Source organism: Streptomyces sp. NPDC024632, from assembly GCF_055559175.1.
Genome location: NZ_JBVHLD010000006.1, coordinates 356,946 through 375,971 on the forward strand (window position 1 = coordinate 356,946; position 19,026 = coordinate 375,971).

The window sequence follows — 19,026 nt, forward strand, 5'->3', positions numbered from 1 at the left end:
GTGGCTGTCGCGCCGACCGCCAAGCCGATCCCGCTTCTCTCAAGGAACTCCAAAGTTCCGGCCGGGACGGGGCCCCGGGGGGAGTGCGGATACTGGTGGGCATGGACGCCACCGTGCTCATCGTGGAGGACGAACCGGGGATCGCGGACATCCTGCGCATCACCCTGAAATACAACGGCTTCACGGTGCACAGTGCCGCGACCGGGCGCGAGGCGCTGGCCGCCGCGCGCGAACACCGGCCCGACCTCGTACTGCTCGACGTGATGCTGCCGGACGGCAGCGGCTGGGAGGTCTGCCGCGCGCTGCGCCAGGAACGCGCCGCCGAGACCGACGCCGACGACCTCGCCGTCATCTTCGTCACCGCGCGGGACGCCCCGCGCGACGTGGTCGCCGGGCTCGCGCTCGGCGGCGACGACTACATCACCAAGCCGTTCGGCGTCGACGAGGTGGTGGCCCGCGTGCACGCGGTGCTGCGCCGCACCCGGCGCCGCGAGGGAGCCGACGGGCGCGTCCTGCGCCACGGCGACCTGGAGATGGACGAGGCCACGTACACCGTCCGCAGGTGCGGGCAGCCCGTCGAGCTGACGCCCACCGAGTACAACCTGCTGCGGCACCTGCTGCGCAACGCCGGGCGGATCGTCACCAAGGAGCAACTGCTCCAGCACGTCTGGCAGTACGACACGGCCGTCTCGTCCACGGTCGTCGAGACGTACATCTCGTATCTGCGGCGCAAGCTCGACCGGCTCGGGCCGCCGCTGATCGAGACCCGGCGGGGGATCGGATACGGGCTGCGCGCGGCGGAACCGGGCGCCGCCGCGGCCGGGGGAGCGGTGTGAAGGTGAACAAGTGCGGCCTGTGGCCCCGCCCGCACTCGCTGCGCGGGCGCTTCACGATCGCCAACGTGACCTTCCTCGCGGTCGGCCTGCTGCTCGCGGCCTGCGCGAGCATCGCCGCCACGTACATGGTGCTGGTCGGCGAGATCGACGACTCGCTGAAGGGCTCGCAGTCCTCGCTCGCCAAGACCTCGATCGACGCGGACATGGTGCGGCGGCTCTGCCAGCTCGCCGACCTCCTACAGAGCGGGCAGGGCGAGCAGAACGGGGGCGGCGGGCAGGGGAGTTCGGCGATCGCGGTGGCGTTCCAGCAGGATCTGTTCGTCATGCTCGACCGGCGCGGCGAGCCTGCCGCCGTCTGCCAGGACGGCACCATTCCGGTCAGCTCCGAGCAGCGGCGGCTCGCCGAGGCGATCCCCGACCCGGCGGGGCTGGTCCGCAGCGGCGGCGCGAAGACCGTGAAGACCGGCTCGATGGAGTACCGGGTGGTCGCGATCCGGCTCTCCGACGGCACCATCGTGGTCAAGGGCATACGGCTCAGCGGCGTCAAGCACGCGATCGGCAATCTGCTGATCGTCGAATCGGTCGTCGGCGTGGTGCTGCTCGCGCTGCTCGCCACCGGCTCGCTGACCGCGGCCAGGCGGCGGCTGAGCCCGCTGGAGGACATGGTGGAGACCGCGTCCGCCATCGCCGGGGGCGACCTCGGGCGGCGGATCGGCACCGCGCGGCACGGCTCCAGCGAGGTCGAACAGCTCAGCGGCGCGCTCAACGCGATGCTCCAGCAGATCGAGACCGCCGTGACCGAAAGCGAGCGCGCCACCACACAGTTGCGTCGATTTCTGGCCGACGCCTCGCACGAGCTGCGCACCCCGCTGGCGTCGGTGCGCGGCTACCTCCAGCTCTACGAGAAGGGCATGCTCGACGCCGACGAGAAGGAGCGGGCGCTGAGCCGGGTCAGCTCCGAGGCGCTGCGGATGAGCCGCCTGGTCGACGAACTCCTCGCGCTGGCCAGGCTCGACGACCGGCCCGCGCTGCCGCACGGCGCCGTCGACCTGTCCCGGCTGGTCCGCGACGCCGCCGCCGACCTGGCCGCGCAGCAGCCGGAACGGCCGCTGACGCTGATGGTGCCCGACTGCCGGGCCGACGGCGGACCGCTGCCCGAAGTCCTCGGCGACGAGGCCGCGTTGCGGCAGGTCGTGGGCAATCTGCTGAGCAATGTGCGGGTGCACACCCCGGCCCGCTCCCCGGCCAGCGTCGAAGTCGCCGCGCGTGGCGAGAAACTGCTCTTGCGGATCACCGATTCGGGTCCCGGTATGAGCGAGCGGGACGCGGCCCGCGTCTTCGACCGGTTCTTCCGCGCCGACGCAGGACGCGCCCGCGACAGCGGCGGCGCGGGCCTCGGCATGGCCATCGTGCAGGCCGTCGTCCAGGCGCACCACGGCACGGTCGCGTTGGAGACGGCGCCCGGCCGCGGCCTCACGGTCTGCGTGACGCTGCCGACGGTGGGCGCGGGGACGGCGGTCGGCGAGGACCCGGCGGCGGACGCGGCGAGGGGCCAGGAGGCGGTGGTAACCGGTGCGAAGTCCACTGTCCCCGCCGCTACTTGACCAAATCTATAACAAACGGAAACCCGTACAACCCCTGTGCGACATCGGCCGTCCAACTCCCCACAACGAACCACCACTCGAAGTGACGGGGAGACACCATGCGAGGTCGCGCATTCACCGGACGGCTGCGCCCGGCGGCGCTGGCCCTTGGGGCGGCCGGGGTGTTGACGCTCGGCGGCGGAGCCGTGGCCTTCGGAGCCGACGGGCCGCCGGCGGACACCGCGCCGGCCGATTCGATCGACCTGGGCCTGCGCGCCTACGACGTGACCTTCGCGCCCACGGCGGCCGGGGCGGAACCGGTCACCCGCTCGATGGCGGTCACGATGTTCCACCACGACCCGAACGTGGCCGTGCCCGCCCAGCGACTGACCTTCTCCGCGGCGGGCATGAAGAACGTCGCCGAGGTCGTCTGGCCGCAGGGCTGTACGGTGACCGGCGCCGACGCCGTCTGCACCGTGTCCGGCGCGCCGGTCGGGCAGCTCGACCTGCCCGACGTCGCGGTGAAGATCCGGCCGCTGCCGGGCGTGGCCGCCGGGGCCAAGGGGTCGTTCAGCGTCAGCCACCGCAACACCAACGGCAAGACGCAGACCTTCAAGCCGACGGTGACGCTGGCCGACGGCCCGTCCCTCGTCGTCGGCCGGGCGGCGGCCACGACCCTCGCCCCCGGAGCGAACGGCGACGTGCCGGTCACCGTCACCAACGAGGGCAACGCCGACGTCGCCTCGGTCCAACTGGAGCTGCGGTGGTCGCACGGCCTCACCCCGGTCGAGCGCTTCTCCAACTGCGTGTACGACACCTCCCGCGACCCGCGGCAGGGCGTGGACCGTACGGTGGCGCGCTGCGCCATCGACCAGCCGCTCGCCGCCGGCGCCAGCTACGGCGTGCGCGACACCGTCTCGATGAAGGCGAACGCGGACGCCTACGCGGAGAGCGTGGACGTCACGGCGTTCACCCCGAAGGAGGCCACCGCGCACCCCGCGGGCGAGCCGGGCACCGGGCCCGCCCTGCACCTGGTGCCGGTTCCCGGCGGGACCCCGGGGGCGGACGGCCGTAACGACACCTCGTACGGCGGCGCGGACTTCACGGTCACCAACACCGCGGACTTCGGGATCTCCGCGCCCGAGGTCACCGGTGCGAACGGCGCGCAGGTCACGCTCACCGTGCACGTGGACAACCACGGACCCGCCTCGATCGACCCGCTCGAGTACTTCACGCCGGTCACCCGCTTCGACGTCCGCGTGCCCGACGGCACCGCACTCGTGGAGTGGCCCGTGACGTGCGCGCCGCGCGACACCGCGAAGCGGTACCTGCGCTGCGCGTCGGACACGGAGTCCGACGTCGAGCACCCGGTCACCCTCTACAGCGGGAAGTCGTACGACTTCCCGCTCACCCTGCGCGTCACGTCCACCGGCGTGCACCAGGGCGAGGCGGCGCTGCTGACGACCGGGCCGAACCGGATCGAGCTGCCCTTCGACCACAACGCTGCGAACAACACGGTCGCGCTCGTGGTCAAGACGTCGGCCTCGAACGCCTCGGCCACCGCCGGTTCTTCCGGCTCTTCCGGCTCCAACGGGACCACCGGATCGGCCGGGTCCTCCGGCGCGGTGTCCGGCGGCGCGGGCAACGCCTCGCTGCCCGCCACCGGCGCGGGCGCGACCCGGCTGATCGGCGGGATCGCGGTCGGCGCCGTCGCGTTCGGCGGCGCGGTGCTGTTCACCGCGCGCAACCGCCGCCGTACCGCGTAGTCCGCGGGTTCCCGACAGCTCCCCCCACGGGGTGATCAGACGGTGACCGGTGCCCGCTTGCTGGGGGCGTCGGTCACCGTCGTCGCGTGCCGCACACCGGGGACGGCCGCCGTCCCCAGGCACAGGGCGGCGACCAGCGCCGCCGCCACGTACAGCGGCACGGCGGGTCCGAAGGCGTCGCAGGCGAGCGGCGCGAGCGCGTATCCGACCGGCATCGCGGCGAGCGAGAGCAGCCAGTCGTACGAGGTCACGCGGGCCAGCACCCCGGCGGGCACCGAGCTGAACACGTAGGACTCCCAGACCGGGTTGAAGAAGCCGAGCGCGCCGAGCGCGAGGCCGTAGGAGACGATCAAGGGCACGGCGGGGGCGTCGGCGGCGAGCAGGACCAGCGGCAGCGCGTAGCTGGTCAGGGCCAGATTGCCGGTGAGCACGGGGCGGCGCAGCCGGGCGCGGGAGGCGAGCAGCGAGCCGGTCAGCAGGCCGACGGAGCCCGCTTCGAGCATCAGCACCCACATGCCGTCGCCGCCGCGCCGGTGGTGCGCGATCAGCGGGCCGAGGGTGGCCAGGACGGCGGCGGCCCCGTTCCACACCGCGTGGGCGATCAGGCTGGTCCAGTACCAGTCGCGGGCGCGGACCTCGGTCCAGCCCTGGACGAGGTCGGCGCGCATCGAGCGGCGCGGGATGGGGGTGCGGCGCACCCGGACGAGGGTGAGCAGCGCCGCACTCGCCGCGAAGGACGCGGCGTCCAGCAGGAACGCCCAGCCGGGCCCCGCGGTGAAGATCAGCAGTCCGGCGAGCGCGGGGCCGCCGAGCCGGGTCGCGCTCGCGGCGGACGCCATCAGGGAGTTGGCGCGGAGCAGGCCGTCCTCCTCGACGGTGCCCGCGACCAGCGGCGCGGAGGTCGGGATGGCGAAGGCGGAGGCGGCCCCGCCGACGGTCTCGGCGACCGCGAGGACCAGGATGCTCGGGTCGCCGCCGACGAGTTCGAGGCCGACGAAGATCTGCGCGGCGCAGCGGACGAGGTCGGTGGTGAGCGCGACCTTGCGCGCGTCGAACCGGTCGGCGATCACGCCGCCGACCGGCAGCAGCAGGAGGCGCGGCACCATCGCGCAGCCCAGCACGACCGCGAGCGCGGACGCCGAGCCGGTCGCGCGGCTGATGGCGATGGCGAGCGCGGCCGGGACGACGGCGTCGCCGAGGGCGGAGAGCGTCCGGCCGAAGAAGAGCAGGCGGAACGAGCGGTGCCGGAGCGGGTGTCTGGGCTTGGGGGGCGGGGCGACGGGGTCCTGGCGGGAGCCGTCGCGGGAGGCGTCGTGCCGGTCGTCGCGGAGGCCGTCGTGCCGGTCTTCGTGCGGGGGCGGGGTGGTCACGGCGAACAAGGTATTTCGGCGTCGAACATTTCGTCAACGAATATTTCGGCACCGACGTATCTCCGGTGGGTAGGCATAGGATCGGCCCATGCCCACCCCGCACGACTGGACCGACGGCCACGTCGCCCGCTGGCAGCCCGTACTGCCCGACCTCGACCCCGACGTCGAGGGCGCCGCCACTCGCGCCATGCTGTTCACCGACCACATCCGCAGGGTCAAACAGCGCTCGCTCGTCGACCACGGCCTGCACAAGCACGAGTACGAGACGCTGCACACGCTCGCCGGGCGCGGCGGCCGTACCGTTCCCTCCGAACTCGCCGCCGACCTCAAGATGGCCCCCGCCTCCATCACCGGCCGCCTCGACGGCCTGGAGCGGCGCGGGTACGTACGCCGTACGCCGTCGGCCGCCGACCGCCGCCGGGTCGACGTCGAACTCACCGAGGCGGGGCGGCAGGCGTGGCTCGGGGCGCTGGAGTTCCAGGGCCAGGAGGAGCGCCGGCTGCTGGGCGTGCTGACCCCGGCAGAACGGCGCACGCTCTCCGACCTGCTGCGGCGGGTGATGCTGGCGGCCGAGGGGAACGGGGACGGCGGACGCGACTCCACGGGCTGAGCTGGCGTGGGACTTGCGCTGGAGTCGACTCCAACCCCTAGCGTCGTCGTCATGACCCCCGCAGACGGCTCCGACCCCACCGACCGCGCCGAATCCGCTCCCGCCGACGACCGGTACGCGCGCGGCCTGGCCGCCCTCCGCACGGTCACCGGCGACGAGCGCCCGGCCCTGCTCGACTCGGTCGCGGAGATCGCCCCCGACCTGGCCCGGATGACCATCGAGTTCGGCTACGGCGACATATGGTCACGCCCCGGCCTCACCCCGCGGCAGCGGCAGCTCGCCACCGTCGCCGCGCTCGCCGCCCTCGGCAACGCCGCCCCGCAGCTCCGCTTCCACATCGCCGGGGCGCTCAACGTCGGCTGCACCCGGCGCGAGATCGTCGAGACCTTCATCCACACCACCGTCTACGCCGGTTTCCCCGCCGCGCTCAACGCCCTCGGCGCCGCCCGCGAGGTCTTCGCGGACCACCCGGCCGACGACGACCCGGTCGTCAAGGAACCGGTCGACGGCGGCCGTTACGAACGCGGCCTGGACGCGCTGCGCACCGTCGACGGCCCCGACGGCGTCCGCGTCGTGGCCACCCTCGACGACATCGCCCCCGACCTCGGCCGCTACATCGTCGAGCACGTCTTCGGCGACATCTACTGCCGCACCGGCCTCGACCTCGTCACCCGCGAACTCCTCACCATCGCCATCTGCACCGCCCTCGGCACCGCCGCCCCCCAACTCCGCATCCACATCCGCGCCTTCCTGCGCCTCGGCGGCACCCGCACCGAAGTCGTCGAAACGCTCACCCAAATGGCCGGCTACGCCGGTTTCCCCGCCGCCCTCAACGGCGTCACGGCAGCCCGCGAGATCTTCACCGAGCACGACGCGGCCGGGACCGCGGGCTAGCGCGCGCGAAGGGGACCGCGAAGGGACCCGCGTACGGGCACGCGAAAGGGCCCGCCCGTGGCCGGTGGTGGCCGGTCGGGGCGGGCCCTTGGGGACGCAGGGGTCAGAAGCGGCGGGTGATCAGGGCGCGCTTGACCTCCTGGATCGCCTTCGTCACCTCGATGCCGCGCGGGCACGCGTCGGTGCAGTTGAAGGTGGTGCGGCAGCGCCAGACGCCGTCCTTGTCGTTCAGGATCTCCAGGCGCTGCTCACCCGCCTCGTCGCGGGAGTCGAAGATGAAACGGTGCGCGTTGACGATGGCCGCCGGGCCGAAGTACTGGCCGTCGTTCCAGAAGACCGGGCAGGACGACGTGCACGCGGCGCACAGGATGCACTTGGTGGTGTCGTCGAAGCGCTCACGGTCCTCGGCGGACTGAAGGCGCTCACGCGTCGGCTCGTTGCCCTTGGTGATCAGGAAGGGCATCACATCGCGGTACGCCTGGAAGAACGGGTCCATGTCGACCACGAGGTCCTTCAGCACGGTCAGGCCCTTGATCGCCTCGACCGTGATCGGCTTGTCCGGGTTGATGTCCTTGATCAGCGTCTTGCACGCCAGCCGGTTCTTGCCGTTGATCCGCATGGCGTCGGACCCGCAGATGCCGTGCGCGCACGAGCGGCGGAAGGTCAGCGAGCCGTCGATCTCCCACTTGACCTTGTGCAGCGCGTCCAGGACGCGCTCCTTCGGGTCGATGGCCAACTGGTAGTCGACCCACTCCGCGTCCGCCGCGACCTCCGGGTTGAACCGGCGGATCCGCAGCGTGATCGTGATCAGGTGTGCGTCGGTCACCTCGGCGGCGTCGAGGGCCGCCGAGTGCTTGTCGAGCGTCGGGGTGCTCATCAGTACTTACGCTCCATCGGCTGGTAGCGGGTCTGCACGACCGGCTTGTAGTCGAGGCGGATCGACTCGACGCCGGTCGCGTCCACCTCGCGGTAAGCCATCGTGTGCCGCATGAAGTTGACGTCGTCGCGGTTCGGGTAGTCCTCGCGGTAGTGACCGCCGCGCGACTCCTTGCGGGCGAGCGCGGAGACCGCCATGACCTCGGCCAGGTCGAGCAGATTGCCCAGCTCGACGGCCTCCAGCAGGTCGGTGTTGAACCGCTTGCCCTTGTCCTGGATCGCCACGTTCAGATAGCGCTCGCGCAGCTCGCCGATCTTCTCGACGGCCGTCTTGATGGTCTGCTCGGTGCGGAACACCATCACGTTGGCGTCCATGCACTCCTGCAACTCCGTGCGGATCACCGAGACCCGCTCGGTGCCGGTGGACGCGCGCAGCCGCTCCACCTGCGCCTCGACCAGCGACGCCGGGTCGTCGGGCAGCGGCACGTAGTCGTGCGCGTGCGCGTACTCGGCGGCGGCGATGCCGGAACGGCGGCCGAAGACGTTGATGTCCAGCAGCGAGTTGGTGCCCAGCCGGTTCGCGCCGTGCACCGACACGCACGCGACCTCACCGGCCGCGTAGAGGCCCGGCACGACGGTGCTGTTGTCGCTCAGCACCTCGCCCTGCACGTTGGTCGGGATACCGCCCATCGCGTAGTGCGCGGTCGGCTGGATCGGGATCGGGTCGGTGTACGGCTCGATGCCCAGGTACGTCCGCGCGAACTCGGTGATGTCCGGCAGCTTCGCGTCGAGCTGCTCCGGCGGCAGGTGCGTGAGGTCGAGGTAGACGTGGTCGCCCTCGGGACCGCAGCCGCGGCCCTCACGGATCTCGGTGTAGATCGCGCGGGAGACGACGTCACGCGAGGCGAGGTCCTTCATGACCGGCGCGTACTTCTCCATGAAGCGCTCGCCGTCCTTGTTGCGGAGGATGCCGCCCTCACCGCGGGCGCCCTCCGTCAGCAGGATGCCCATCCGCCAGATGCCCGTCGGGTGGAACTGGAAGAACTCCATGTCCTCCAGCGGCAGCCCGCGCCGGTACACCGCGGCCTGGCCGTCACCGGTCAGGGTGTGCGCGTTCGACGTCACCTTGAAGAACTTGCCGGTGCCGCCCGACGCGTAGATCACGGCCTTCGCCTGGAAGACGTGGATCTCGCCGGTGGCCAGTTCGTACGCGACCACGCCCGCGGAGCGCTTGACGCCGTCGACCTCGACCAGGAGCTGGTCCAGGACGTAGAACTCGTTGAAGAACTCCACGCCCTCCTTGACGCAGTTCTGGTACAGCGTCTGGAGGATCATGTGGCCGGTGCGGTCCGCGGCGTAGCAGGCGCGGCGCACCGCGGCCTCGCCGTGGTTGCGGGTGTGGCCGCCGAAGCGGCGCTGGTCGATCCGGCCCTCGGGCGTCCGGTTGAACGGCAGGCCCATCTTCTCCAGATCGAGGACCGCGTCGATGGCCTCCTTCGCCAGGATCTCGGCGGCGTCCTGGTCGACCAGGTAGTCACCGCCCTTGATCGTGTCGAAGGTGTGCCACTCCCAGTTGTCCTCCTCGACGTTCGCGAGGGCGGCGGCCATGCCGCCCTGGGCGGCGCCGGTGTGGGAGCGGGTCGGGTACAGCTTGGTCAGAACGGCGGTGCGGCTGCGCTTGGTGGCCTCGATGGCCGCGCGCATGCCGGCGCCGCCCGCGCCGACGATGACGGTGTCGTACTTGTGGATCTGCATGGGGGTCGCTTCCCTGTTCCAGCCCTGGCTCAGCGCTTGGCGTCAGCGGCTTCGCGGCTTGGCGGTGATGGCCGTGTCGGCCGCGTTAGCGGATGTTCGGGTCGAAGGTGAAGATCACCAGCGAACCGAGCACGATGGTGAACGCCGTCGCGGTGAACAGCAGCGTCTTCAGCCAGATGCGGGTGTTCGGCCGCTCGGCGTAGTCGTTGATGACGGTCCGCAGGCCGTTGCCGCCGTGCAGCATGGCCAGCCAGAGCATCACCAGGTCCCAGCCCTGCCAGAACGGCGAGGCCCAGCGGCCCGCGACGAACGCGAAGCCGACCTTGGTGACACCGCCGTCGAGCACGAGCTGGATCAGCAGGTGGCCGAGGACCAGGACGACCAGCACCACACCGGACAGCCGCATGAACAGCCAGCCGTACAGCTCGAAGTTGGTGCGGGAGCTGCGCGGGGTCCGCTTGGTGCGGGCGCGCGGCGGCTCGATGACCGGGGCCGGGTTGTCCGGGCTGTACGTGACGCTGGAGCCGGTCAGCTCGACCGCGTCCGCGGGAGTGATTTCGGTGGACATGTGCGGTCAGCTCCCGAACAGGACTCGTGCGGCGTGGCCGAGGACGGGGTAGATCGCGCCGACCATCAGGAGAGCCCACAGGCCGAGCACCGTCCACAGCATCTGCTTCTGGTAACGCGGGCCCTTGGTCCAGTAGTCGACCGCGATGATCCGCAGGCCGTTCAGCGCGTGGAAGAGGATCGCGGCCACGAGGCCGTACTCCAGCAGGCTGACGATGGGGGTCTTGTAGGTCGCGACGACCTTGTCGTAATCCTCGGGGGAGACCCGCACGAGGGCGGTGTCGAGGACATGGACGAACAGGAAGAAGAAGATGAGGACACCGGTGACTCGATGAGCCACCCAGGACCACATGCCTTCCCGGCCGCGGTACAGCGTTCCAGCCGGCACGGAAAAAACCCTCCGGGAGCGGGGCGAGGGGTGCCGGCTTCGGTGTCGGTCACGCCCGGCCGGGTACGGTCCACCGGCCCCGGCCATCGTAGCGACGCGATGTCGGCTCCGGACCGCGGGGTAGGCCAGGTGTGATCGATCCCGCACGGTCGGGTGAACCGGCGGGGGTCTTTCGCGGGCCGGACTCGGCCAGATGCCCACCGGTGTCCGCGAGTCGCAGCAGCCGCGCGCGGCAGATCCGGCGCAGCTGCTCGGCCGTCGCCACCGACTCCTCGTCCTCGTCGTGCCCCAGGCGCTGGCGCAGGCTCGCCAGCGTCAGGTCGAGGGCGGCGGCCGGGTCGCCGGGGTCGTCCAGGTCGGTCAGCGCGATCACGAAGGCGTGGCCGAACTTCGCCTCGTACGCCGCGTTCGCGGCCCGCAGCGCGGTGTGCACGGTCAGGCCGCCGCGGTCGGGCAGCGCGGTGGTGGCCTCGCCCGCCAGCGCCTCGGCGAGATCGCCCGACGTCAGGTCGTACGCCGCCTCGTCGGCCGCGGCGAGCAGCGCCTCGACCGTCGGATACGGCCGGTGCGCGGCCACCCGGCGGGCCCAGCGGTGGCTGCCGCAGCAGGTGCGCAGCGCCGCCTCCGCGACCAGGGAGGGGGCCCGGTTGAGCAGATACAGCCCCTCGGGCGGGGTGTCGCTGGACAGCGCTGGGCTCCTGGATCGGGTGGACCGGGGGTACGGAATCGGCACGGCGGTACGACAGGTGCGGATTCGGTACGGCTTCGGCTCGGGAAGGTACGGCAGGGGGAGTGCTCCCACTTTAGGGGCAGCCGGTTCGAACATGTCCGACGGGACCTTGAACTTCACTCGTACGTGAGGCGGCGCGCCCTCCGTTGACGCGCCCCCCGTTGACACGCTCCCGCTGACGCGACCTCCGTTGACGTGAGCCCCGTTGACGCGCCCCCCGTCGGCCCGCCCCGGCCCGGCGCCGCTCAGTCCCACCAGAACGACCACAGCCGCTCCCCGCGCAGCGCCTCGGCGTAGTCGGGGAACGGAAACGTCCCGTCGTTCAGATTCGACGCCCCGGTCAGCACGTGTTCGAGCGCGACGTGCCCGGCGTGCGCGGAGGCCAGCGGCGGCGAGGCCACCGACACGAAGACCGACGAGCCCTCGAAGCCGATCACCCGCGCCCCGAACCGGTCCTCCCACGTACGCAGCAGCGCCGACAGCTCCAGCGCGGGCGCCTCGGTCTCCCAGCCCGCCAGCGCCGGGATGTCGGCGCTGCGTTCGGCGCGGACCAGCGCGATGTGCGCGATGAAACGGGTCGTGAAGTAGTGCAGCATCTGCCCGACGGCCGCGCGCGCCACCGCGTCGGGCGAAGGGCCGGGATGCGGCGGCGAGGCGGCGGCGAGCCCGGGAAAGGCGGTGAACGGCGGCCCCGGATCGGCCGCCAGCAGCGCCGCCGCGTCGTCCGGCCACACCTCGTCGATCGCCGGGTGCGGCGGAAGCAGCGACCGCGCCTCCTGGTACGTCCCCCACGACTCGCGCAGCGACGCCTCCGCGTCCACCGCGTCGATCTCGGCCGCGCGGTGCCCGAAGCCGTTCGCGCACGGCCACGCCATCAGCACCGGCCGCCAGCCGGTCTCCTCCTGCTGCGCCTGGTAGCGGGCCCACAACCGGCCCGGTGCGACCACGGGTTCGTCGCTCAGCCACAGTCCCGGCGCGGAGCCGGGGACCAGCCGTCCCGGCGGCAGTCCGCCCGGGAGCCCGTCGAGGAGGCGGTCCAATGACATCGGAGGACTCCTCAACGACCGTTCATGAGGGGACTGCGTGGGGAAGTTGACGACGGCCGGGGGCCGCCTCCCCCCACAGGAGCGTCCCCGGCCGCCGTCTTGTACGGCGTATCCCCGTTCAAAAGTGTCACCGCTCCCATGGTTCAAAAGTGTCAGCGCTCCCACATGAGGCAGGATGGGGCGAGTGTTCGAGGGGGTGGGGCCAGAGGTGGACCTGGAGACCGCGGTAGCCGGGGCGCAGCGCGGGGACGAAGCCGCGTTCCGCGTCGTGTACCGCGCTGTGCAACCGCAGTTGCTGCAATACGTCCGCAGCCTGGTCGGACCGGTGGACGCCGAGGACGTCGCCTCCGAGACCTGGTTGCAGATCGCCCGCGACCTCCCCAACTTCCGCGGCGCGGGCGACTCGGTGCGCGGCTGGGCGGCGCGCATAGCCCGCAACCGCGCGCTCGACCACATCCGTGCCCGCGCCCGGCGGCCCGTCTCCGGCGCGGGGGTCGACGAACTCGTCCAGCTCCCCGACCGGGCCGACACCGCGGGCGAGGCGCTGGACGCCGTCGCCACCGACCGCGCCCTGGCCGCGATAGCCGCCCTGCCGCGCGAGCAGGCCGAGGCCGTCCTGCTCCGCGTCGTCATGGGCCTGGACTCCACCAGCGCCGCCCGCGTCCTCGGCAAGCGCGCCGGGTCCGTCCGGATGGCCACCCACCGCGGCCTGCGCCGCCTGGCCGAACTCCTCGAACACGACGACGACCCGCGCGCCGACGCCGACCACGTCGGTGTGACCTTCTCGACCTCCAAGGCCCTGTGACGCGACCCGCGGGGCTCGGTACGGCGCCGCGCGGGGCGCTTCCGGGGCCCGCGGCCCCGGCCGCCGACCCCTCCGACGAATCATGGGACGGCCGGGGCGGGTGCGGCCAGGTGACACTTCCGCGTGCCGGTGCGCTGTAGGAAGTGGACCGACTGGTCATCGGTCCTGCGGACCCCGGTTCTCCCCGTATCGGGGTCCGTGCAAAGGGCGCGGCCGGGCGCATTCCCCCTGCCCGGCCGCGCCCGTCACCACAAGGACCGGCGCCGCCCGCGTCACCAGTAGACGACGACCTTGTCACCCACCTTGACCTGGTCGAACAGCGCGGAGACCGCCGCCTTGTCCCGTACGTTCACACAGCCGTGCGAGGCGCCCGCGTAGCCGCGGGCCGCGAAGTCCGAGGAGTAGTGCACGGCCTGGCCGCCGCTGAAGAACATCGCGTACGGCATCGCCGTGTTGTAGAGCGTCGAGACGTGGTCGCGGCTCTTGAAGGTGACGTGGAAGAGCCCCTCGCGCGTCGGGGTGTACTGCGACCCGAAGCGGACGTCCATGGTGGCCCTGACCTTGCCGTCGACCACCCACGACAGCGTGCGGGTGGTCTTGCTCACACACATGGCGCGGCCGGTCATGCAGCGCGGGTCGAGCTTGCCCGCGGGCTTGGGCGGCGCGACCGGGTACAGCTCCTTGTGGGTCGGGGCGTGGGTCAGCGAGCGCAGCTTCGTCCAGGTGTCCTGGGTGACGCGGCCGGTGATGGCCAGGCCGTGCCGCTCCTGGAAGTCGCTCACCGAGTGCTGGGTGACGGTGCCGTAGTAGCCGGTGGGGGACTGGCTGAAGAGGTGGAGCTGGGCGAGCCTGGCCTGGAGTTCGCGGACCTTGGCGCTGGTCGAGCCGGTGGCGATCACGGCGGGGACGACGGGCGGCGCGGTCGTGGCCGGAGCCGTCGGCGAGGCCGGTGCGGTCGTGGTGGGCGCGGCCGATGTCGTCGGGGGCGCGGTGGTGGCCGGCGGCTCCGACGACGGCTGCGCGGTCGTCGCGGTCGGTGACGGCGCCGCCGAGGTGGCCGGCGGCCTGTCCTTGCCCGAGGCCCCGGTGTCCTGCGGTCCGCAGCCCGCCAGCACGGCCGTCGAGAGCGCCGCCGTCACGACCGCCGCGGCCACCCCACCGCCAGCGGCGATCTGCTGCCCGTCCCCGTCATCGTCCTCATCCCCTGCGTCCCCCCGCTCGTACTTCCTGTTCTTCCCTAGACATCGATTCCCGGCCGTGCGGTTGCGCGAACCGCGGGGAAGACTGTGAGGAAGGTCCCAGGCCGCCGCGGTGCACCGCACGCAGGGCCGCCGCTACAGTCCGTTACGCCAGCCACACAGCCATTCAGCAGCACACGGAGGCGTGAAGATGACACGCGAGTCGGAGTCGGGACTGCCGATCGAGCCCGTTTACGGGCCGGGTGTGTTGGAGGGCTGGGATCCCGCGGCCGAGCTGGGGGAGCCGGGCGCGTTCCCGTTCACCCGCGGTGTGTACCCGTCGATGTACACCGGCCGTCCCTGGACGATGCGGCAGTACGCGGGCTTCGGCACGGCGGCGGAGTCCAACACCCGCTACAAGGGCCTGATCGCCAACGGCACGATGGGCCTGTCGGTCGCCTTCGACCTGCCCACCCAGATGGGCCACGACTCCGACGCGGTGATCGCGCACGGTGAGGTCGGCAAGGTCGGTGTGGCGATCGACTCGGTCGAGGACATGAAGGTCCTCTTCGACGGCATCCCGCTGGACCGCGTGTCGACGTCGATGACGATCAACGCGCCCGCCGCGCTCCTGCTGCTGATGTACCAGCTCGTCGCCGAGGAACAGGGCATCGAGGCGTCCGCGCTGACCGGCACGGTGCAGAACGACGTGCTGAAGGAGTACATCGCGCGGGGCACGTACATCTTCCCGCCCAAGCCGTCCCTGCGGCTGATCGCGGACATCTTCGGATACTGCAGGACCGAGATCCCGAAGTGGAACACCATCTCGATCTCCGGCTATCACATGGCGGAGGCCGGTGCCTCGCCCGCGCAGGAGATCGCGTTCACCCTCGCCGACGGCATCGAGTACGTGCGCACCGCCGTCGCCGCCGGGATGGACGTGGACGATTTCGCGCCCCGCCTGTCGTTCTTCTTCGTCGCCCGCACCACGATCCTGGAAGAGGTCGCGAAATTCCGGGCCGCGCGGCGCATCTGGGCGCGGGTGATGCGCGAGGAGTTCGGGGCGAAGAACCCGAAGTCGCTGATGCTGCGCTTCCACACCCAGACCGCCGGTGTGCAGCTCACCGCGCAGCAGCCCGAGGTCAATCTCGTACGGGTGGCCGTCCAGGGCCTGGCGGCGGTGCTGGGCGGCACGCAGTCGCTGCACACCAACTCCTTCGACGAGGCCATCGCGCTGCCCACCGACAAGTCCGCCCGGCTCGCGCTGCGCACCCAGCAGGTGCTGGCGTACGAGACGGACGTGACCGCGACCGTCGACCCCTTCGCCGGGTCGTACGTGGTGGAGAAGCTGACCGACGACGTCGAGGCCGCCGCGCTGGCGCTGATGGCGAAGGTCGAGGACCTCGGCGGCGCGGTCGCGGCGATCGAGAACGGCTTCCAGAAGTCGGAGATCGAGCGCAGCGCGTACCGGATCGCGCTCCAGACGGACTCCGGCGAGCGCGTGGTGGTCGGCGTGAACCGCTACCAGCTCGACGAGGAGGAGCCGTACGAGCCGCTGCGCGTCGACCCGGCCATCGAGGCCCAGCAGGCCGCCCGGCTGGCGGCCCTGCGCGCGGGCCGCGACCAGGACGCCGTGGACGCGGCGCTGGCGGCCCTGCAGAAGGCCGCGCAGGGCACCGACAACGTCCTCTACCCGATGAAGGAGGCGCTGCGGGCCCGCGCCACCGTCGGGGAGGTCTGCAACGCGCTGCGGGAGATCTGGGGCACGTACGTCCCCACGGACGCCTTCTGATCCGCGCCCGGGCCTGTTGACACCGTCACGCGGGCCCCCGGGAGCGCCGTCAGAGCAGGTGGATCTGCGTGATCAGCATCGCCACCAGCACGGTGAGCGTCCAGCCCAGCACCTGCTCCATGAGGTGCTTGCGGTCCTTGGGCCCGCCCGTGCCGGTGCCGGGCTCGGTGTGCGGGCGGGGTGCGGCGAAGTCGCTCACGGTGTCGGTCCTCATCGTGTGGGTGTACGGCCCCTCAGGCCGGTGCGGCCCCCGGAAGTCCTCCACGATGCGCCGTCCGACGCCGCCGGTAAAGGGGCGAATGCCCCACCGGCGGCGATCGTGAGGGATGTCACCCCATGGTGGCCTTCTTCAGGGCGCGCGCCCTGCGGGCCACCCTGCGGACCGTCCGATTGCGCGGCACGAACGCCAGCCGGGCCGGTACCGCGCCCGGCAGCCCGAGCGAGGTCAGCCGCCGCCGCTTGAAGTACGGCCAGGTCGCCGCGCTCAGATGACCCGTCAGATACGCCTCCGCCCCGGCCCGCAGCTTCGGGTACGCCTTCGGCTGCATGCAGAAGCCCACCGCGTGCAGCAGCGGCGTCAGCTCCGCCGCCACCCGCTCGGGCGACGGCGACGACCAGGACCGTACGGCCGAGGCGTCCGCCAGGTCCGGCAGCAGCGCGTGCACGATCGTCACGGGCACCCGGTTGCTGTTCTGGTACGGCGACAGGCGCTCCAGCAGCAGCTTGGTGCCGGTACGGGCCACCGGGATGCCGTACAGCGCCGACGCGGTCAGCAGCGCGGTGGAGAAGCAGCCGACGACCAGCGCGGGACGGGCCCGCTGGTAGACCACCTCGGCCAGCACCGGCGTGTTGAGCACCGTCAGCCTCGCGCCCAGCCGCTCGGCCTCCGCGCGCAGCGGCTCCGTCCAGTGCGCGGGGGCCGTGGGGTGCGGCTTGAAGACGATCGCGCGGTGCCCGAGGGCGGCGGCGCCGCGCACCATCGACAGGTGCAGCTCCTCCTCCTCGGCCACGGAGAGGATGCCGAGCGCCGACAGGTACTGGCCCAGCAGCAGCGCCGCGCCCTCCGGCACGTCCGCCAGATGCTCCTCGGCGAGGTCGGCGGAGCCCTCCGCGACCTCGGAGAGCACCTTGGTGAAGCCCTCGGTCGGCACCACCTGCGGCTCCACGCCGTGCTCGGAGAGCAGCAGCGGACGCAGCCCCGGCACCAGGTCCAGGTGGTAGAGCCGGTCGATCCGGGTGTCGACCAGCAGCCCCAGCTTGTTGCGGGTCGGGCCGTACGACATCAGGCCGTCCGCGTACACGCTGATCGGGGCGCCGGTGAAGACCTGCACGAAGGAGAGCGCGGGCGCGACCTGGAGGGATTCGACGATCAGCTCCACCGCGTCGTCGCCCAGGCTCCACAGCATCCGCAGATGCCGCTCCCACAGCGGCACGTCGTCCGGGCGCGGGACCCAGCCGCCCGGGTGCAGCGGGGTGATCGTCTCGTTCCACGACACGATGCGGTCGAAGCGGTCGCGCAGCACCTCGAAGCCGGGTGCCTGGTCGAGCCCCGGATTGGTCTCGGGCACCGACGCGTTGTTGCTGACCACCAGGATGCGGCGGTCGGCGGGCGGGAACGACCCGGAGTCCAGGCCGGCGGCCAGCGTGGCGGCGCCGTACAGCGTGGAGGCCATGAAGAGCTGAGTGGTACGTGCCATCACGCGACCGCCGATCCGTTGTCCGTGGCGTCCGGATCGTCGTCGTCCTCGGGCTTCGCGGCGCCCGCCCCCGCTCCGGCGGCCGGGGAGGCGGAGGCCGCGGTGCGCCGTGCGGCGGGCGACAGCTCCGGGTAAGGATCGGCGTCCAGGCCGTCGGTCCTTACCGGCACCCGCCAGCGCAGGCGGCGGATCTTCACACTGCGCTCCAGGTCCATCGAGTCCAGCGCGTCGGTGAGCACGTCGTGCGGCAGCCGGTTCAGCGCGGCGGCGCTGATCGCCTTGAGCTTGCGGGCCAGCACGGGCTCGAAGCGGTCGATGTTGTCGAGGTGGTGGGCGATGATCGCGCAGTAGGTGCGGACCGCCTTGGGCAGGAACAGCTCCGCGTCCCGGTCCGCGGTGATCTCCGCGATGACCTGGTCGAAGGAGCGGACGAAGTCGAGCTGCCGGATGTCACCGATCTGGGTGAGCGAACTGGCCACGCCGCGCCGGTAGTAGACGCCCAGCAGGCCGAGCACCGCGCAGGACTTCGCCTCGCGGTGCAGCCGCCAGATCCACGGCCGGTCCTCGGCGGTGCGCAGGTGCTCGGGGAAGTGCAGCAGCCCCTCGTCCACGATCCGCCGGTGGTAGGCGCCCGCCCAGGAGTACGGGTAGTCGACCAGCGTCGGGCGGTCGGCGGGCAGGATCGTCGCGCGCGGGTCGAGCCGCTGACCGCGGCGGCCGTACGGCGCCCGGATGATGTTGCGGGTGCTGCCGGTGCACTGCACATGGTCGGTGCGGATGAAGTCGACGTCCAACTCCTCCATCGCCCGCACCAGTTGCGGCAGATAGCCCGGGGCCATCCAGTCGTCGCCGTCGAGGAACGTCAGATACGTCCCCCTGGCCGCGTCGATGCCCGCGTTGCGCAGGCTCGCCACCCCGGTGTGGTCACGCCGGATGATCCGTGCGCCGGGCAGCGAGCCGACCCCCTGCTCCAGAAGCTCCGGAGTCCGGTCGGTCGACCCGTCGTCCATCAGCAGGAACTCGAAATCCGAGCGTGCATTGGCACGGAGACTGCGCAGCGCGTCGGGCACGAATTGCTGCACATTGAAAAAGGGCACGATAACGGTGAGCTTGACCACCCGCCGTACCTTAGG

The 19,026-nt window shown here is 71.9% G+C and carries 18 protein-coding genes; 7 read left to right on the forward strand and 11 right to left on the reverse strand.

Features of this window, described 5'->3' with window-relative positions; genetic code table 11:
• Nucleotides 1-101 precede the first annotated feature (101 nt).
• From ACZ37P_RS15455 to ACZ37P_RS15465, 3 genes are all read left to right on the forward strand, one after another.
• Nucleotides 102-836: a response regulator transcription factor gene (locus ACZ37P_RS15455; RefSeq protein WP_355336867.1), complete on the forward strand. Its 735-nt coding sequence runs from the start codon at nucleotides 102-104 to the stop codon at nucleotides 834-836.
• Nucleotides 833-2,440 (forward strand): sensor histidine kinase, encoded by a 1,608-nt coding sequence (locus ACZ37P_RS15460; protein WP_467346789.1) that lies wholly within the window; start codon nucleotides 833-835, stop codon nucleotides 2,438-2,440. Before ACZ37P_RS15455 ends, ACZ37P_RS15460 begins: the two co-directional genes overlap by 4 nt.
• Nucleotides 2,441-2,538: 98 nt before the next feature.
• Complete coding sequence (locus ACZ37P_RS15465) at nucleotides 2,539-4,185, forward strand: COG1361 family protein (protein WP_467346790.1); 1,647 nt, start codon at nucleotides 2,539-2,541, stop codon at nucleotides 4,183-4,185.
• 35 nt (nucleotides 4,186-4,220) lie between these two features.
• Here ACZ37P_RS15465 and ACZ37P_RS15470 read toward each other — a convergent pair whose 3' ends face one another.
• The gene (locus ACZ37P_RS15470) at nucleotides 4,221-5,555 is read right to left on the reverse strand and encodes an MFS transporter (protein WP_467346791.1); all 1,335 of its coding nucleotides are present in this window, start codon (nucleotides 5,553-5,555) and stop codon (nucleotides 4,221-4,223) included.
• A gap of 88 nt (nucleotides 5,556-5,643) precedes the next feature.
• On the opposite strand from ACZ37P_RS15470, the gene ACZ37P_RS15475 reads away from it, so the two are divergent.
• A complete protein-coding gene (locus ACZ37P_RS15475; RefSeq protein ID WP_391163321.1) occupies nucleotides 5,644-6,165 on the forward strand; it encodes a MarR family winged helix-turn-helix transcriptional regulator in 522 nt (173 codons plus the stop codon).
• 51 nt (nucleotides 6,166-6,216) lie between these two features.
• A complete protein-coding gene (locus ACZ37P_RS15480) occupies nucleotides 6,217-7,059 on the forward strand; it encodes a carboxymuconolactone decarboxylase family protein (RefSeq protein ID WP_391050498.1) in 843 nt (280 codons plus the stop codon).
• A 103-nt stretch (nucleotides 7,060-7,162) separates the two neighbouring features.
• Here the strand turns inward: ACZ37P_RS15480 and ACZ37P_RS15485 are convergent, their stop codons facing one another.
• The 6 genes from ACZ37P_RS15485 to ACZ37P_RS15510 form a co-directional block, all read right to left on the reverse strand.
• On the reverse strand, nucleotides 7,163-7,936 hold the full coding sequence (locus ACZ37P_RS15485) for a succinate dehydrogenase iron-sulfur subunit (protein WP_355336872.1): 774 nt from the start codon (nucleotides 7,934-7,936) through the stop codon (nucleotides 7,163-7,165).
• Nucleotides 7,936-9,690, reverse strand: coding sequence for a succinate dehydrogenase flavoprotein subunit (sdhA, locus tag ACZ37P_RS15490; protein ID WP_391050500.1), 1,755 nt, complete (start codon nucleotides 9,688-9,690; stop codon nucleotides 7,936-7,938). The genes ACZ37P_RS15485 and sdhA overlap by 1 nt, the downstream gene beginning before the upstream one ends.
• An 85-nt stretch (nucleotides 9,691-9,775) precedes the next feature.
• Complete coding sequence (locus tag ACZ37P_RS15495; protein ID WP_355336874.1) at nucleotides 9,776-10,258, reverse strand: succinate dehydrogenase hydrophobic membrane anchor subunit; 483 nt, start codon at nucleotides 10,256-10,258, stop codon at nucleotides 9,776-9,778.
• 6 nt (nucleotides 10,259-10,264) lie between these two features.
• Nucleotides 10,265-10,645 carry a succinate dehydrogenase, cytochrome b556 subunit gene (gene sdhC, locus ACZ37P_RS15500; RefSeq protein ID WP_188279402.1) on the reverse strand — a complete coding sequence of 127 codons (381 nt, stop codon included), beginning with the start codon at nucleotides 10,643-10,645 and terminating at the stop codon, nucleotides 10,265-10,267.
• A gap of 49 nt (nucleotides 10,646-10,694) precedes the next feature.
• Nucleotides 10,695-11,378, reverse strand: a complete 684-nt coding sequence (locus ACZ37P_RS15505; RefSeq protein ID WP_401309413.1) for a 2-oxo-4-hydroxy-4-carboxy-5-ureidoimidazoline decarboxylase — start codon at nucleotides 11,376-11,378, stop codon at nucleotides 10,695-10,697.
• A 242-nt stretch (nucleotides 11,379-11,620) separates the two neighbouring features.
• Complete coding sequence (locus ACZ37P_RS15510; protein ID WP_355336876.1) at nucleotides 11,621-12,421, reverse strand: DUF4253 domain-containing protein; 801 nt, start codon at nucleotides 12,419-12,421, stop codon at nucleotides 11,621-11,623.
• Nucleotides 12,422-12,605: 184 nt separating this feature from the next.
• Between ACZ37P_RS15510 and ACZ37P_RS15515 the strand changes: the two genes are divergently transcribed.
• A complete protein-coding gene (locus ACZ37P_RS15515) occupies nucleotides 12,606-13,226 on the forward strand; it encodes an RNA polymerase sigma factor (protein ID WP_317452472.1) in 621 nt (206 codons plus the stop codon).
• Between the two features lie 272 nt (nucleotides 13,227-13,498).
• Here ACZ37P_RS15515 and ACZ37P_RS15520 read toward each other — a convergent pair whose 3' ends face one another.
• The gene (locus ACZ37P_RS15520) at nucleotides 13,499-14,380 is read right to left on the reverse strand and encodes a L,D-transpeptidase family protein (RefSeq protein ID WP_467346794.1); all 882 of its coding nucleotides are present in this window, start codon (nucleotides 14,378-14,380) and stop codon (nucleotides 13,499-13,501) included.
• A 235-nt stretch (nucleotides 14,381-14,615) separates the two neighbouring features.
• Between ACZ37P_RS15520 and ACZ37P_RS15525 the strand changes: the two genes are divergently transcribed.
• Nucleotides 14,616-16,196, forward strand: a complete 1,581-nt coding sequence (locus ACZ37P_RS15525) for an acyl-CoA mutase large subunit family protein (protein ID WP_355336879.1) — start codon at nucleotides 14,616-14,618, stop codon at nucleotides 16,194-16,196.
• 49 nt (nucleotides 16,197-16,245) lie between these two features.
• Here ACZ37P_RS15525 and ACZ37P_RS15530 read toward each other — a convergent pair whose 3' ends face one another.
• The 3 genes from ACZ37P_RS15530 to ACZ37P_RS15540 all read right to left on the reverse strand — a co-directional run bounded on the left by ACZ37P_RS15530 (nucleotide 16,246) and on the right by ACZ37P_RS15540 (nucleotide 19,011).
• A complete protein-coding gene (locus tag ACZ37P_RS15530) occupies nucleotides 16,246-16,410 on the reverse strand; it encodes an SCO1431 family membrane protein (protein ID WP_355336880.1) in 165 nt (54 codons plus the stop codon).
• Nucleotides 16,411-16,525: 115 nt separating this feature from the next.
• Nucleotides 16,526-17,893: an alpha-2,8-polysialyltransferase family protein gene (locus ACZ37P_RS15535; RefSeq protein ID WP_355336881.1), complete on the reverse strand. Its 1,368-nt coding sequence runs from the start codon at nucleotides 17,891-17,893 to the stop codon at nucleotides 16,526-16,528.
• Nucleotides 17,893-19,011, reverse strand: coding sequence for a glycosyltransferase family 2 protein (locus ACZ37P_RS15540; RefSeq protein WP_355336882.1), 1,119 nt, complete (start codon nucleotides 19,009-19,011; stop codon nucleotides 17,893-17,895). Before ACZ37P_RS15540 ends, ACZ37P_RS15535 begins: the two co-directional genes overlap by 1 nt.
• Nucleotides 19,012-19,026: the final 15 nt, after the last annotated feature.

What these genes read in the sequence shown, in the direction of transcription:
- ACZ37P_RS15480 (WP_391050498.1), top strand. Translation starts at nt 6,217, where the DNA reads ATGACCCCCGCAGACGGCTCCGACCCCACCGACCGCGCCGAATCCGCT.
- ACZ37P_RS15510 (WP_355336876.1), bottom strand. Translation starts at nt 12,421, where the DNA reads ATGTCATTGGACCGCCTCCTCGACGGGCTCCCGGGCGGACTGCCGCCG.
- ACZ37P_RS15485 (WP_355336872.1), bottom strand. Translation starts at nt 7,936, where the DNA reads ATGAGCACCCCGACGCTCGACAAGCACTCGGCGGCCCTCGACGCCGCC.
- ACZ37P_RS15535 (WP_355336881.1), bottom strand. Translation starts at nt 17,893, where the DNA reads ATGGCACGTACCACTCAGCTCTTCATGGCCTCCACGCTGTACGGCGCC.
- ACZ37P_RS15530 (WP_355336880.1), bottom strand. Translation starts at nt 16,410, where the DNA reads ATGAGGACCGACACCGTGAGCGACTTCGCCGCACCCCGCCCGCACACC.
- ACZ37P_RS15455 (WP_355336867.1), top strand. Translation starts at nt 102, where the DNA reads ATGGACGCCACCGTGCTCATCGTGGAGGACGAACCGGGGATCGCGGAC.
- ACZ37P_RS15495 (WP_355336874.1), bottom strand. Translation starts at nt 10,258, where the DNA reads ATGTCCACCGAAATCACTCCCGCGGACGCGGTCGAGCTGACCGGCTCC.
- ACZ37P_RS15525 (WP_355336879.1), top strand. Translation starts at nt 14,616, where the DNA reads ATGACACGCGAGTCGGAGTCGGGACTGCCGATCGAGCCCGTTTACGGG.
- ACZ37P_RS15475 (WP_391163321.1), top strand. Translation starts at nt 5,644, where the DNA reads ATGCCCACCCCGCACGACTGGACCGACGGCCACGTCGCCCGCTGGCAG.
- sdhA (WP_391050500.1), bottom strand. Translation starts at nt 9,690, where the DNA reads ATGCAGATCCACAAGTACGACACCGTCATCGTCGGCGCGGGCGGCGCC.
- ACZ37P_RS15465 (WP_467346790.1), top strand. Translation starts at nt 2,539, where the DNA reads ATGCGAGGTCGCGCATTCACCGGACGGCTGCGCCCGGCGGCGCTGGCC.